The organism is Pseudomonas sp. S2_C03 (assembly GCF_054668405.1).
In genome coordinates, this window is record NZ_CP162766.1 from 2650357 (window position 1) to 2663714 (window position 13358).

Here is a 13358-nt window from a genome sequence, read left to right on the forward strand (position 1 = left end):
TCGCCTAGCGCTTGACCGACAGATCGGTCTGGGTCATGCGACTGCGGACAGTGAACACGCCATCGCCCGAGAGAATGGCGCTACGGGCAAACAGGCGGCCGCTCTCCCAGTTCGAAAGACCCAGCTCCGGTTTGTTCAGCGCGTACTGGCCGTCGACCCAACGGGTGATGCCGTTGCCCACAAACGGTGCGTTGACCGCATTATAGAAACGCTCGTGCGCTTCAGGCGTTTCACTGATCAGCGACACGGTGAACTGGGGGCTGTAGTGATTGAACAAGGCGATGGCGCTGTCCAGGTCGTCAACGATTTTCAGGCTGACTTCCGGGGTCTCTTCCCATTCCCATTCGCGACCCAACTGATCCTCAGACAGCGGCTCGGCCATGGCCTCGGCCTGGTAGCCCTCCGCACGGCAAACCTCGACCGTTGCGTGTCGCCATTCAAAAGGCAGGCAAGACTCGCTGCCCTCGACAATGTGCAATTTGCAGCCTTCATCCCGTGCCGCACCGGCGGCTTTCAATGCCTGCAAGAACAACGGCACCAGCTCGGCGGCGCGGTCGCGGTGAATCAGGCAGACGTTGAGGGTGTTGCAGACCTTGCGATCCAGGGAGTTGCGCACCACAGCGGCAAATCGCGTGGCATCGGCGTCCTGGTCGGCGATCAACCAGGCGCCGCCAGTGCCGTGGAGGCTCACGGCGGTGCCGGCCTGCTGGGCGATGCTGCCCAATTGGCTGACTGCACGTCCCGAGCCCCGGGCCACGGCCAGCGACAGGCGCCGGTCGGCGAACATCGCCCAGCCGGCGGCGTGGTTGACACTTTCCACCAGCGACACCGCCCCCACCGGCAAACCGGCGGCGCTCAACGCAGGATTCAAGGCGTGGGCGACGATGGCTTGCGCCGTGCCCAAGGCATCGCTGCCAATGCGCAGCACCGCAGTGTTGCCAGTGCGCAGCACACCCGCGGCGTCGGCGAAAACGTTCGGCCTGCCTTCAAAGACGAACGCGACAATGCCCAGCGGTGAAACCACCTGCTCGACTTTCCAGCCTTCGTGTTCGACGCAACTGATCACCTTGCCGCGCGTGGCAGGTGCATCGCGCCAGGCCCTGAGGCCGGCGATCATGTCCCGGCGCATGCGCTCATCGGCCAGCAGACGCGTGGTCGAACGCCCCCGTGACTTGGCCCACTCGATATCGGCCAGGTTGGCTGCCTCGATCAAGTCCCAGCAATCCTGATCGTCCAGGCGCTGGGCGAACAGGTCGAAGAACTCGCTGATGGCCTCATCCGACACCGCCGACATCGCCGTGAACGCCGCTTGCGCGCGCTCGATCGCCACCGCCGCAGCCTTCTGGTCCGCGACGGGGATCAGCAACAGTTCGCCACTGACCTGCTCCACCAACAGGTGGTCCCCGGGCTGAAAGCGCAAGGCCAGTTCGGGGCTGACCACGGTGACGCGGTTACCAGCGAAAGGGATAGGCGTACCAGCGACTAGACGTTCGAGCGCGAGAGACATGAAACGGTTTCACCATGCAGTGGGCGGCCAGGAAATGTATAGCAAACTCCCGGTAGGAGCGAGCACGCTCGCGATGGAATCAAGAACACCGCGAGGCATCGGGCACCCAGCGTGATCGTTTAACGGCCTTCGCGACGGTTCGACAAGCCAGCTCCTGCAGTGGAGTGTATCCCAGTGTATAAACCCCCGTTCTCGACACACCCCTCAACAAAACCCGCCCCCAGCGACACATCGCAGATACACCCCATTGATGAAATACGCCTGTCGACTGGCTCAGCCAACCCAGACACTCAACTCACTCAATGCATGGAGTATCACCATGTTCAAGCTCTCGACCTCTTCCCTGACCCTCGGCCTGATCGTCGCTGGCGGCCTGGCCCTGGCCAACGTGGCATCGGCTTCCGAATCCGAGGCGTTCAGCATGAAACAGCTGGCCCACGGCTACAGCCAGGTTCAGGCCGACGGCACCGAAAAACCCGCTGAAGGTAAATGCGGCGAAGGCAAGTGCGGCGCCGGCGAATGAACCCTGCGCGGGGCCGTCGAGCCCCGCATCACTGACTGAATGGAGATCCAGTCCATGAACACCGCAATCTCATCAGCCGTCAAAGGCCTGCACCTCAATCTTGACCGTGCCGGCGTGTGGCTCGCTCCCCTCGCCTTGAGGATGTTTATCGCCTGGGAGTTCTTCGAGTCCGGCCTGGAAAAATGGAATGGCGAAAACTGGTTCGCCGACATTCAGGAGCGCTTTCCGTTTCCGTTCGACCAACTGCCCGCCACGCTGAACTGGGAACTGTCAATGTGGGCCGAACTGATCTGCGCCCTCGCCATCCTGGTTGGTTTGGGGACACGCATCTCGGCGATCGTCCTGATCGTGGTCACGGTGGTGGCAACCGCAGCAGTCCACTGGCCGTCCGATTGGTCGACACTGAGTGAACTTGCCCAGGGTTACGCCATCACTAACAAGGGTCACGGCAATTTCAAACTGCCGCTGATCTACCTCGCCGCCATGCTCCCGCTTTTGCTGTCGGGTCCCGGCAAACTCAGCCTGGACGCCTTGCTCGCCCGATATTTCTGGCGCCGCAACCATCAGTGAAATGTTAATGTGGCAGCCTGTACGTTCCACTCACTTGCGTAGACAGGAGCCACCATGAGCGTGACCACCCAATGGATCGAGATCGACAGCGCCGAAGGTAAATTCGGCGCCTACCTGGCGATCCCGCATACCCTGAAAGGCCCGGGGATCGTGCTGATCCAGGAAATTTTCGGTGTCAACGAACACATTCGCTCTGTCGCCGAGCAATACGCCGCCGACGGCTACGTGGTGCTCGCACCGGACCTGTTCTGGCGCGAAGGCAAGCGTATCGAGCTGAGCTACGACCAGGCCGGCTGGACTCGCGCCGTCGAATTGATGAACGCCACCGACATCGTCAAGGCGCAAAAGGACATCGAGCTGACCATCGATGCCCTCAAGGCCCTGCCGAACCATGAGGGCGGCGTCGCTTCCATCGGTTACTGCTTCGGCGGACTGCTGTCGTATCTCACCGCCGCCAACGGCCTGGTGGACGTGGCCATCGCCTACTACGGCGGCGGGATCCAGAATCAACTGGATCGCGCCGATGACATCCAGGTGCCGTTGCTGCTGCAATTCGGCGAGAAGGACAGCCACATTTCCCTGGACGATGTGGAATTGATCGCCCAGCGTCTGGACGACAACGACAACGTGGAAATCATCGTGTATCCGGACGCGGAACACGGTTTCAACTGCTCGCATCGCGACAGCTACAACCAGCGTGCAGCGGCGGAAGCCCATGGCAATACGTTGATTTTCCTGGGTATGGAAATGCCAAACGGCGATTGAACCCTGACCCCCTGTGGGCGCGAGCAAGCTCGCTCCTACAGGGGCCAGGTGTTAGCCGGGTTATCGTGCATCCCCACCTTTGGGCTTGTAGAAGAGAAACATCTTTGTCTCTGCGGTCCTGATGTATTTCCTTGCCCAGTCAGGCTTCACGTTGCGATCGTGAAAATACATCGCGCCATGGGTGCGGTCGTTGAGTTGCTTGTTCAGCGCCTTGCGCGCGATTTCCTTGGCGATGGCGTACTGCGTGGCTTCCTGGACCGTGTCGGGACGCCCGTCGCACCACCATGAAAACTGGCAGTTCTTGCTTTCCGAGCCTTGTTTGACCACCGCGCACACCGTGTCCGGAAATCCTTCGTGCCCCAGGCGATTCATCACCACGCTGGCGACCGCTTCCATGTCGGATGTGGATTTGCCCTTGGCCTCCCAATAAATGGAACGAGCCAGGCAAGTGATAGCGTCATCCAGTGGTGCCACGCCCGCCGGATCGACCGCCTGCACCTCGGAAGTGGTAATGGCTTCGGCCTTGGGCACCGGCAGATCACCCTCCTTCTGCGCCGCTTTCTCTTCGAGTACTTCTGCCTTGTTTTCTGCAGCTTTCTGTTCCTGTTCAGTGGCCGATACCTGGCCGCTGAGTAGTGTGAGTGCGATGCAAGCTGCCATCGAGAAAAATCGCATGATCAACCCTTTCAAATGAGGCGGATTCAATCAACACAATGTCGGCACACAGCGTCGTTCGGGCGACATGGCCTCAGTGTAGTTGCCAATTGCCATTTAGCATGGCGCCCTCTGCAGTGCATTTCGCGTAAAAGGCATTGCGCAAACCGGGGTGTCATCGCGCATCATGTGCGAAGTCCGATCAAGGGAGGTTTCCATGGGTGTCCTGCCATCCGTTTTGCGTCTTGCCACGTTGTCATTGAGCCTGCTGTTCGCCGCCCAGGCGCTGGCGGCCGATGAGAAACAACTGATCGATTCGATCAACGACTACCGCAGCCAGATACAGCGTTGTGCCGGCCAGGTGTCGTCTGAGTTGCCGCCGCTGGCGGGCGACCCACGACTGGCGCTGTCCGCCACCAGCATTGGCAATTTGCAGCAGGCCATGGTGAGCGCGGGGTACCCGATGAAGAATGTGCAGGCCATCACGCTGGCCGGACCACGGGATGCGGCGTCAGCGTTCAAGGCGATCCAGGAAAGCTTTTGCCAGATCGTGCTCGACCCGCAATTTGTCGACATCGGCGTGAGCCGCGATGACCGCAACTGGCGCATCGTGGTCGCCCGTCCGCTGCTGAGCGCACGCCTGGGCACCTCGCAGGCCGAAGGCCAGAAGCTGCTCACCGAACTCAACGCCGCCCGCAGTCAGCCACGCCAATGTGGCACTCAATCCTTTGGTGCTGCACCACCGCTGACCTGGAACCCTGTGCTGGCGTCGGCTGCCGAAGAACACTCGCGCTCGATGGCCAACAACAATTACTTCGATCACAAGGACCGCGACGGTCGTACACCGGGTGACCGCGCAGAACTGGCCGGCTACAGCGGCCAATGGGTGGGCGAAAACATCGCCGCTGGTCAGGACAGCGTGGCGCGCGTAGTCGCAGGCTGGGTCGCCAGCCCCGGTCACTGCGCCAACCTGATGAACCCGCAGTATCAGGAACTGGGCGCAGCGTACGCGGCGGACCCGAAAAGTGACTCGGGGATTTACTGGACAACGATGTTCGGTGCGGCGCAATGATCGTCCGCCCAAAACCCAACCTGATCAACATTCTCACGTCGCTCAAGGGTTCGATTTTCAAGAAGATTGTCCTGCGTTGCCTGATGGTGACGCTGCTGGCATCGGCCATCGTGCTGGTGGAAACGCTGCAACCGAACTACTTCGCCAAGGTCAACGCGACGCCTTTCACGCTACTGGGTCTATCGCTGTCGATCTTCATGAGCTTTCGCAACAACGCCTGTTACGACCGCTGGTATGAAGCGCGCAAGGCCTGGGGCGATATGACGGTGGCGATCCGTTCGATGATCCGCGAAAGCCAGGTCATCAAGGACCCGGCCCAACGCCAGGCCATTCTGCGCAACCTCTGCGGGTTCACCTATGCGTTGAATGCCAGGCTGCACGCTCGCAACGAACTGGAGGCCGCCAACGGCTGGCTTGAGCCGCAGCCGGACGGCAACGCACCGGACATCAGTGGCCGCATTCTGGATAACGTCGGCCAACAATGTTCGACGCTGGTCGAATCCGGGGCGATCAGTGAGTGGCGCTATACGATCATGGCCAATCACCTGACCAGCCTGACCCATGCCCAAGCCGTGTGTGAGCGGATCAAGCACACGCCTTTACCGTTCGCCTACACCCTGTTGCTCCACCGCACCACCTACCTGTTCTGCATCCTCCTGCCCTTTGCGATGGCGGAATCGCTGGGCTGGTTGACCCCGCTGTTCACCGCCATCGTCAGCTACACCTTCTTTGGCCTGGACGCGATTGGCGATGAACTGGAAGATCCATTCGGACGCGACGAAAACGACCTGCCGACGCAGGCCATCGTGCGCAACATCGAGCGCGACGTGTTGGCGGCCCTGGGCGACACGAACCTGCCGCCCGTGCTCGTCCCGGTTGACTATGTGCTGAGCTGAATCACCTCGATGCCCAGCTTGCGATAGTCGTCGATATCACCCGATGCCACATGGTGCTCGGTGATCAAGGTGTGGATGCGATCGCACGGGGCGACTACAAAGGGCTCTACCGCCCCCAACTTGTCCGCCGTGGTGACGGCGACCACCTGTGAAGCGCTGTCGATCAACGCCTGCTTCACTGGCGTTTCGTCAAAATGCAGCGAGCTGATGCCCACCTCCGGATGGATCGCGCAGACTCCGGTGAACAGCAGGTCGGCCTTGATCCCCTGCAACAGGCGCACGGTTTCGTGACCGCTGACCGACAGGGTAGCCAGGTTCAATTGACCACCGGCGAGGATCACTTTGATGCCCGGGTATTCGGCCAGGGTGATCGCGGTCATCGGCGATGGGGTGACGGCGGTGATGGTGATGTCGTGGCGCAACGAACGAGCGATCTGCAAGGTGGTGCTGCCGGAGTCGAACATGACGATCTGACCATCTTCAACCCGGCCCGCAGCCAGTTGCGCCAACCGGGTCTTGGTCTCATCGGTTTCACTGACCCGGGTAAAGTAGTCCTTGCCCGTGTCTTTCGGCCTGGGCAGCGCCCCGCCATGGACGCGCTGGACCAGGCCTGCCGTGGCCAGTTCGGACAAGTCGCGGCGAATGGTGTCTTCGGAGACGGCGAAATGCTGGCTCAACTCGCCAGACATGACTTTGCCGTCACGCTCGAGAATCAACAGGATTTTCTGCCGGCGAAGATGCGGCAGATCAGTGACGGAATGCGACTCGTGCATGGTAATGCCTGAACGTGCGGGTTTGTGCGAGATTAGCCAAACCCTTTCACAATGGCAAACGCTGCAACGTGATCAATTGCTCGCAACCTGGGCGACATTCCCGGCGGTCACCAATGCCTTGAGCGAAGCATCAAATTGCTGAAGTGCGTTCACTTGCAATGCCGTTTGCTGGTCTATCTGCGCGGCGATCTCCGGCGCTGCCTTACCCTGCACCCAGACCGATGGCATTTGCTGCGCCTGTGAACCTTCAGCCTTGCCGATATATTGCAGGTTCGAATCGTAGAACTTGGCCAGGAAGCGCGCTTCTACCTGGTTGTTACCCTTGGACACCAACCGACTGTAAGTGTCGAGCATCACCACCACGTCAGGGTGGGCGTCCACCAGTGCATCGAGGTTGTCGTAGACCGTTACCGACGCAAACTCCTTGTGCAGCGAGCCGAGTAACCAGTCGATGGCCCGTTTCGGGTCGGAACTGCTGACAAAAGCCGAGCTGATGCGCGAGTCCAGTGCCGGATTGCTCGCGCCCTTGAGCGCTACCGTATGGTATTGCTCAAGGTAGGCCAGTGTGTCGAAGGTATTCTCGCTGTAGAGCACACCCACCGACTGCCCGGACTGCAACGTGGCACTGCTGTCGGTAACCGGCAGGAAATGGCAGGAAGGTTCAGCGGCCTGGGCCGTGGCGGTTAAGCCGCCAGTCAGTACAGCAAGAAGGACCAGCCATGTAGGCATTTTCATCGCGCGGGTTCCTTACAAAGGCGAATTCGGTATGTGCCCATCCTCCTCCCTTGGCGAAAAAACAGAACTTGCGTTTGTTGATGGTGGTCATCGATTAAACGAATGATTGCATCCAGATGATCGCAAAACGACATCACTGACGTTTTTCCGACGTACAGCAGGTGTTTTTCTTTCTCCTTGCTAACCTTTCACTTCGGACAGCCGATGGATCTGCAACAGCAAAAGGAGCAACACAGATTGAGAAACAACCAACCAGTCACGCAGCATGAAGTTGCCCTGGGACCTCAGCAGAAACTCATCTCGACAACCGACGCCCAGGGCAACATCACTTATTGCAACGACGCCTTCGTCGAGATCAGCGGTTTCAACCGCTCGGATCTGATCGGTGCCCCCCAGAATATCGTTCGCCACCCCGATGTGCCCCCCGCTGTCTTTGCCCATATGTGGAGCGCGCTCAAGCAAGGCAAGCCCTGGATGGGCATCGTCAAGAATCGCTCGTGCAACGGCGACCATTATTGGGTCAATGCGTATGTCACGCCGGTGTTCGACGGCAGCAAAATCGTCGGTTACGAATCGGTACGGGTGAAACCTGACGCCGATCAGATACGCCGTGCGCAAGTGCTCTACAAACGCATCAGTGAAGGCAAGGCGGCGCTGCCGGGCAGCGATAAATGGCTACCCGCCCTCCTCGACTGGCTGCCGCTGCTGGCGATGGGCGCGACAGGTACCCTGGGCGGCGCCCTGCTCGGCCCTGTACCGGCCGCCATCCTGGCGGTCGCGGTGTCAGCACCCCTCGCCGTGCTGGTATCGCGTCGACGCAATCAAGGCGCGCTGCACGTGTTGCAAATGTCCGAAGCCACCACGTCTGACGGGTTGATCGCAAAAATGTACAGCGACGCTCGTGGTCCCCAGGCACGCCTCGAAACCGCCTTCGTCAGCCAGGCTTCGCGCCTGAAGACCTGCCTGACCCGTTTGCAGGACACGGCCGAACAACTCACCGGCCTGGCCGGCAGGTCCGACGGCCTGGCGACCGACAGCTCCCGAGGCCTGGAACGCCAGCGGGTCGAGACCGAGCAGGTGTCGACGGCGGTCAACCAGATGGCCGCGACCACCCAGGAAGTCGCCAGCCATGTCCAACGCACGGCGGATGCCACCCAGCAAGCCAATGTGTTGACCGGGCGTGGACGCGAGGTGGCCCGCGATACCCGCGAAGCCATCCAGCGCCTCTCGACTGTTGTGGGCGAGACCGGGGAGACAGTCGCGCAACTGGCCAGGGACAGCAACGAAATCGGCATGGTGGTGGACGTCATCAAAGGCATCGCCGACCAGACCAACCTGTTGGCCCTGAACGCCGCCATCGAGGCTGCGCGCGCCGGCGAGATGGGGCGTGGTTTCGCCGTGGTCGCCGATGAAGTGCGGCAACTGGCACAGCGCACCACCGAGTCAACCGCGCAGATCCACAACCTGATTTCCAGGTTGCAGGTCTCGTCCAGCAACGCGGTGAAAATCATGGAAAGCGGTCATCGCCAGGCCGAAGAAGGTGTGAATTGGGTGCTTGAAGCGGACAAGGCCCTGGTGGGTATCAGTGACGCGGTGGCCAACATCACTGAGATGACCACCCAGATTGCTGCCGCAACCGAGGAGCAGACCGCCGTCGCCGAGGAAATCAGCCGCAACATCACCACCATCGCCACCTTGGCTGACCAGACGTCCGAGCAGGCCCGGCATTCGGCGGACTTGAGCAAGGAGCTGACCCAGACGGCGGTGACGCAATACTCGTTGGTGGAGCGGTTCAACCGCTGATCCATCCAACACCAACCCCTGTAGGAGCGAGCACGTCGAGGCGTCGAACCGTCGCGATGGTCGTCAACGATGACGCTGGCTGGCTGACAGCCAGCGGTGTTATGGAGTCCATCGCGAGCATGCTCGCTCCTACAGGGTTGGTGTTTCAGGCGACTCGCTCGATTGAATCCGGGCGGCCCTTTTTCCCTCGATTCCAGAGCAACACCAATATCCGCACACCCTTGTTCCAGGCATATGCCACGCAGACGCCTCCGACGACCGCCAACACCACGCCCAGCATCGGTTGCTCGGCAATGCGCTTGGCCACGGACCAGAACTGAAAGTGCGTCAGGTAGATGAACAGCGTTGACGAAGCGATCAACGCCAGCCCTCGCGAGAGCAACCCCGGCACGGCAATCGACTTGATCCAGATCAGCGCGAGCACCGCCGGCACGGCGATGTCGATGTATTCCCTCACCAGCGTTCCGTGCCTGTACAGGTACAGCAGCTCCTCCCCTCCCATGATGATCAACGCCACTGCGCTGACCACCCACTTGCGGGTGCTGGAATCGGCGTAATGAATGGCCATGCCCAACACCACGACCGCCAGCAGATGCTGCGGCACCCGGTTGTAGAGGGCAGAGGCATCAAACAGGAACGCACTGATCACCATATCTGCCACCGCCAGGCCACAGGCGGCAACGACCAGATTCTGGAACGGATTGGCCATGATCCACTGCCTGACTCGCTCGAACGACAAGGCCAAGCCAATCAGTACGATCATCTGCACCAGCACTTCAATGTACCAATAGGTGAACACCCCGATCTCACGCTCTTGGAACCAGTTGGAAATCAGCAGCACAGATTGCCAGTGGACCCTGTCGAACATCACCTGCACCAGCATGGTGTACAGAATCGTCGGTGCGGCAATGGCCGCTATGGATTTGCCCAACGAACGCACACTGCCGCGCTCAAGGATGGCTTGCAGTTGAAAACGTGCCAGTGCCACCCCCGAGACGACAAACAACAATTTGGTCTCGCCCACGATCGGCCAGGCAGCGAACACATGCAAATGGCCGATCACAATGAACAGGATCGAAATCACCCGCAGCAGCACCGGCAACTCCATGGCCCGCAGGGAAAACCATGAAGATCGGGTTTGCGGTTTCAGCGCACCCAGTTCTCGCACCGGCATCATTTCCCAACGGTCCGGCAGATGGCCGATCAACTTTTCAAGCACCATCGACGCCTGGACAAACGACAGTGAATCCCCGCCAAGCTCGACGAACGACAGGTTGGCGTCAAGCTGCGCGACCTCGAGTATTTCCGACCAGGCGCGCGACAGTTCCAGCGTCAGCGGTGACAACTCCTGGGTGGTGGCGGGCGATGTCACCTGCGTTTGCGCCATCGCTGGCAACGCACGCTTGTCGATTTTGCCGTTGGGCGTCAGCGGGATGCTGTCAATGAACACGAACTGCGCCGGCACCATGTAGTCCGGCAGCTCCCCGCCCAGGTGCTCGCGCAACTCCAGCGGGGTTACGCCTGCCGTGGCCACGCAATAGGCCACCAGCCGCGGGGTCGATTGCTCGGCGTGGGCCAGCACCACCGATTGCTTGATACGCGGATGGCGCGCCAGCACCCCTTCGATCTCGTTCAATTCGATGCGATGGCCGCGAATCTTCACCTGACTGTCACCCCGGCCCAGGAACGTGACACTGCCATCGACCTGATAGCTGCCGAGGTCGCCGGTTTTGTAACAGATGTCCTGGGTATTGCCGGTAAACGGGTTAACCACGAATTTTTCGCGGGTCAGCACCGGATCATTCCAGTAACCCAGTGACAGATATGGGCTGCGGATCAGGATTTCCCCGACCTCGCCTTCTGCGGCCAGTTGGTTGGATGGGTTGACCAACAGCAACTGCGCGCCGTCGATGCCCCGCCCCAAGGGGATTTTGTCGTGCTTGGCCGTTGGTTCGATGCAATGAAAGGCCATGGCCTGCGGCGTTTCCGTGGTGCCATAAAAATTAACGCTGACAGCACCGGGCGCAATCAGGCGGATTTGCTGGTAGAGCGCTTTGCTCAGGGCATCACCGCCCCAGAAAAAATAGCGCAGGGCGTCGAATGTCAACCCGGCCAGTTTCGCGCCGGTTTCAATCAGCCTGCCCAGCGGCGGCGTGAGGTGAATGACGCTGATCCGGTTGGCCTGTATCCAGGTGGCCAGCGCCAACGGATCGATCACCGTCGACTGGGCCGGGCAAACCACCTTCGCGCCTATGGACAACGGCGTGAATACGTCTCGGTATACGGGGTCATGGCCCAGCCCTGACAGCAGCGAAAAACAGTCGTCCTGGGTAAAGCCGTGCAGCCGGGTGTGCCATTGGATGAAATGCACCAGCGGTGCATGGTGGGTCACGACCCCTTTGGGTTCGCCGGTACTGCCTGACGTGAAGGTGATATAGGCGGGTCGATCGGGATCGACCTCCGGCAAGTCTGGCCGATCGCTCACGAAAGCCTGCAACGCATTGTCGGGGAGTTCCGGGATGCGAATGACCGTGGCTTCATGCGTGAGATCAATCGAGGCGTCGCCGCAAAGCAGCACGAAAGCAGGATCGAGGGTGCGGATGATCTGACCCACTCGCGCGGCGGGATAGGCCGCGTCGGCCACCGTGAAGGCCAAGCCGCCGCGTAATGCGCCAAGCATGGCGTAGACCAGCCCCGCACAACGGCTGGAGACGATCACCGCCCGGTCGGATTCCGAGGCGCCTTTTTCAGCCAGCGCCCCCGCCAGATGGCGGCTGATGGACTCCAGCTGGCGATAGCTGCATCGTGCGCCAGGGGAATCCACCGCCGTGGCATCCGGGGTCAATTGCGCCTGTTTGAGAAAGTCCGCGAATATCGGACGTTCAGCGCAGTATTCCAGGCTGAGCTGCGGATTGGGGCGAAGATCGTGCATTTTCTATTATTGCTCCGCGTGTTCCCTACGAGGTCGGTGTCTCGCCCCAGAACCTGGGTGTATTGGGCGCAGTGTAGCCCAAGCCGAGCAGGCGCAAACAGCTCGGTTGCGGCTCAATCGAAGGTGCCCAGCCCGCCGGTCAGCGGAGCATGCCGTGCCATCAATTCAACGACCCAGTCTATGAATAGGCGCAACTTGAGGCTGATATGCCGGTTCGCGGGATACGCGATGTACAGTGGCATGGTGTCCAGGCTCCAATCCTCGAAAAGCGGCACCAGTTCACCGCTGGCTTCGAACCTGGCGGACATATACCTGGGCAACCAGAGAATGCCCAGACCCGCCAACCCTGCCGCGACAAACGCATTGCCATCGTCCACCGCCAAGGCGTAGCGACCTTTGACCTGCACCCGCTCCCCCTGTTTCTGCAGGGCGTACGGCACCGGTTTGCCAGTGCGCGCCCACAGGAAACCAACGACGCGATGCTCGGAGTCTTCCATGTCCAGGGGATGCGCAGGTGTGCCGACCCGCGCCAGATAGCTCGGCGCGGCAAATATGCCCAGCGGCAGATCCGCAATTTTGCGGGCCATCAGCGACAGATCCTTCAGTTCACCCCCGCGCACCACGCAATCGACGTTTTCATCGATCATGTCAACGACGCGATCGCTCACGCCCAGGTCGATCTGGATGTCCGGGTAGCGCGCATAAAATTCAGGCAATGCCGGCACCAGAATCGTACTGGCCAACGGGCTCGGCACATCCACCCGCAACCGCCCGCGCGGCAAGGCCGAGGCTGCCGACAGGCTGGTCTCGGCATCGTCCATGTCAGCCAGCAACTTGGTCGCCCGCTCGTAAAACACCGCGCCGTCGGCGGTGACGTTGACCTTGCGCGTGGTGCGATTGAGCAGTTTGACCCGCAGGCGCGCCTCAAGCTGCTGGATCAGTTGGGTCACCGTGGTTTTGCTCATGTGCAGGGTGTCGGCCGCCTTGGTAAAGCTCCCCGCCTCCACCACTCGCACGAACGCCTGCATCGCATCAAAACGGTCCATGTGGGCCTCTTTCATCGATTCAATTGTTTGGATTTTCCAAACAGTGATCGCCAAGGTTGCTCGTTTATTGCCTCGGCGCAAG

Annotated in this window: 11 protein-coding genes and 2 pseudogenes; 7 read left to right on the forward strand and 6 right to left on the reverse strand. The window is 60.6% G+C overall.

Going from position 1 to position 13358, the window contains the following annotated elements:
• Positions 1-4 precede the first annotated feature (4 nt).
• On the reverse strand, positions 5-1507 hold the full coding sequence (locus tag AB4N64_RS11950) for an aldehyde dehydrogenase family protein (protein WP_460125718.1): 1503 nt from the start codon (positions 1505-1507) through the stop codon (positions 5-7).
• Between the two features lie 319 nt (positions 1508-1826).
• On the opposite strand from AB4N64_RS11950, the gene AB4N64_RS11955 reads away from it, so the two are divergent.
• Genes AB4N64_RS11955 through AB4N64_RS11965 form a run of 3 tightly spaced genes read left to right on the forward strand, consistent with a single transcriptional unit; the run spans position 1827 to position 3365 of the window.
• Positions 1827-2030, forward strand: a complete 204-nt coding sequence (locus AB4N64_RS11955) for an HvfA family oxazolone/thioamide-modified RiPP metallophore (protein WP_460125720.1) — start codon at positions 1827-1829, stop codon at positions 2028-2030.
• A gap of 54 nt (positions 2031-2084) precedes the next feature.
• The gene (locus AB4N64_RS11960) at positions 2085-2600 is read left to right on the forward strand and encodes an HvfX family Cu-binding RiPP maturation protein (protein ID WP_460125722.1); all 516 of its coding nucleotides are present in this window, start codon (positions 2085-2087) and stop codon (positions 2598-2600) included.
• 54 nt (positions 2601-2654) lie between these two features.
• Entirely contained in the window at positions 2655-3365 is a 711-nt protein-coding gene (locus AB4N64_RS11965) for a dienelactone hydrolase family protein (RefSeq protein ID WP_460125724.1), read from the forward strand.
• Positions 3366-3425: 60 nt separating this feature from the next.
• On the opposite strand, the gene AB4N64_RS11970 is transcribed toward AB4N64_RS11965, so the two are convergent.
• On the reverse strand, positions 3426-4040 hold the full coding sequence (locus AB4N64_RS11970; RefSeq protein ID WP_460126723.1) for a cell wall hydrolase: 615 nt from the start codon (positions 4038-4040) through the stop codon (positions 3426-3428).
• Positions 4041-4236: 196 nt separating this feature from the next.
• On the opposite strand from AB4N64_RS11970, the gene AB4N64_RS11975 reads away from it, so the two are divergent.
• Positions 4237-5091, forward strand: coding sequence for a CAP domain-containing protein (locus AB4N64_RS11975; RefSeq protein WP_460125726.1), 855 nt, complete (start codon positions 4237-4239; stop codon positions 5089-5091).
• Positions 5088-5987, forward strand: a complete 900-nt coding sequence (locus AB4N64_RS11980) for a bestrophin family protein (protein WP_460125728.1) — start codon at positions 5088-5090, stop codon at positions 5985-5987. The genes AB4N64_RS11975 and AB4N64_RS11980 overlap by 4 nt, the downstream gene beginning before the upstream one ends.
• Here the strand turns inward: AB4N64_RS11980 and AB4N64_RS11985 are convergent.
• On the reverse strand, positions 5972-6760 hold the full coding sequence (locus AB4N64_RS11985) for a DeoR/GlpR family DNA-binding transcription regulator (protein ID WP_460125730.1): 789 nt from the start codon (positions 6758-6760) through the stop codon (positions 5972-5974). The genes AB4N64_RS11980 and AB4N64_RS11985 overlap by 16 nt on opposite strands.
• A 72-nt stretch (positions 6761-6832) precedes the next feature.
• Positions 6833-7495, reverse strand: coding sequence for an ATPase (locus tag AB4N64_RS11990; RefSeq protein ID WP_460125731.1), 663 nt, complete (start codon positions 7493-7495; stop codon positions 6833-6835).
• 204 nt (positions 7496-7699) lie between these two features.
• On the opposite strand from AB4N64_RS11990, the pseudogene AB4N64_RS11995 reads away from it, so the two are divergent.
• Positions 7700-7999: pseudogene (locus AB4N64_RS11995) on the forward strand (PAS domain-containing protein); the annotation flags it as partial.
• Positions 8000-8347: 348 nt separating this feature from the next.
• A pseudogene (locus AB4N64_RS12000) lies at positions 8348-9298 on the forward strand (methyl-accepting chemotaxis protein); the annotation flags it as partial.
• A gap of 145 nt (positions 9299-9443) precedes the next feature.
• Here the strand turns inward: AB4N64_RS12000 and AB4N64_RS12005 are convergent.
• Complete coding sequence (locus AB4N64_RS12005; protein WP_460125733.1) at positions 9444-12230, reverse strand: amino acid adenylation domain-containing protein; 2787 nt, start codon at positions 12228-12230, stop codon at positions 9444-9446.
• Between the two features lie 113 nt (positions 12231-12343).
• The gene (locus AB4N64_RS12010; RefSeq protein WP_460125735.1) at positions 12344-13276 is read right to left on the reverse strand and encodes a LysR family transcriptional regulator; all 933 of its coding nucleotides are present in this window, start codon (positions 13274-13276) and stop codon (positions 12344-12346) included.
• Positions 13277-13358: the final 82 nt, after the last annotated feature.

What these genes read in the sequence shown, in the direction of transcription:
- AB4N64_RS11950 (WP_460125718.1), bottom strand. Translation starts at nt 1,507, where the DNA reads ATGTCTCTCGCGCTCGAACGTCTAGTCGCTGGTACGCCTATCCCTTTC.
- AB4N64_RS11965 (WP_460125724.1), top strand. Translation starts at nt 2,655, where the DNA reads ATGAGCGTGACCACCCAATGGATCGAGATCGACAGCGCCGAAGGTAAA.
- AB4N64_RS11980 (WP_460125728.1), top strand. Translation starts at nt 5,088, where the DNA reads ATGATCGTCCGCCCAAAACCCAACCTGATCAACATTCTCACGTCGCTC.
- AB4N64_RS11960 (WP_460125722.1), top strand. Translation starts at nt 2,085, where the DNA reads ATGAACACCGCAATCTCATCAGCCGTCAAAGGCCTGCACCTCAATCTT.
- AB4N64_RS12010 (WP_460125735.1), bottom strand. Translation starts at nt 13,276, where the DNA reads ATGGACCGTTTTGATGCGATGCAGGCGTTCGTGCGAGTGGTGGAGGCG.
- AB4N64_RS11990 (WP_460125731.1), bottom strand. Translation starts at nt 7,495, where the DNA reads ATGAAAATGCCTACATGGCTGGTCCTTCTTGCTGTACTGACTGGCGGC.
- AB4N64_RS11970 (WP_460126723.1), bottom strand. Translation starts at nt 4,040, where the DNA reads ATGCGATTTTTCTCGATGGCAGCTTGCATCGCACTCACACTACTCAGC.
- AB4N64_RS12005 (WP_460125733.1), bottom strand. Translation starts at nt 12,230, where the DNA reads ATGCACGATCTTCGCCCCAATCCGCAGCTCAGCCTGGAATACTGCGCT.
- AB4N64_RS11975 (WP_460125726.1), top strand. Translation starts at nt 4,237, where the DNA reads ATGGGTGTCCTGCCATCCGTTTTGCGTCTTGCCACGTTGTCATTGAGC.
- AB4N64_RS11955 (WP_460125720.1), top strand. Translation starts at nt 1,827, where the DNA reads ATGTTCAAGCTCTCGACCTCTTCCCTGACCCTCGGCCTGATCGTCGCT.
- AB4N64_RS11985 (WP_460125730.1), bottom strand. Translation starts at nt 6,760, where the DNA reads ATGCACGAGTCGCATTCCGTCACTGATCTGCCGCATCTTCGCCGGCAG.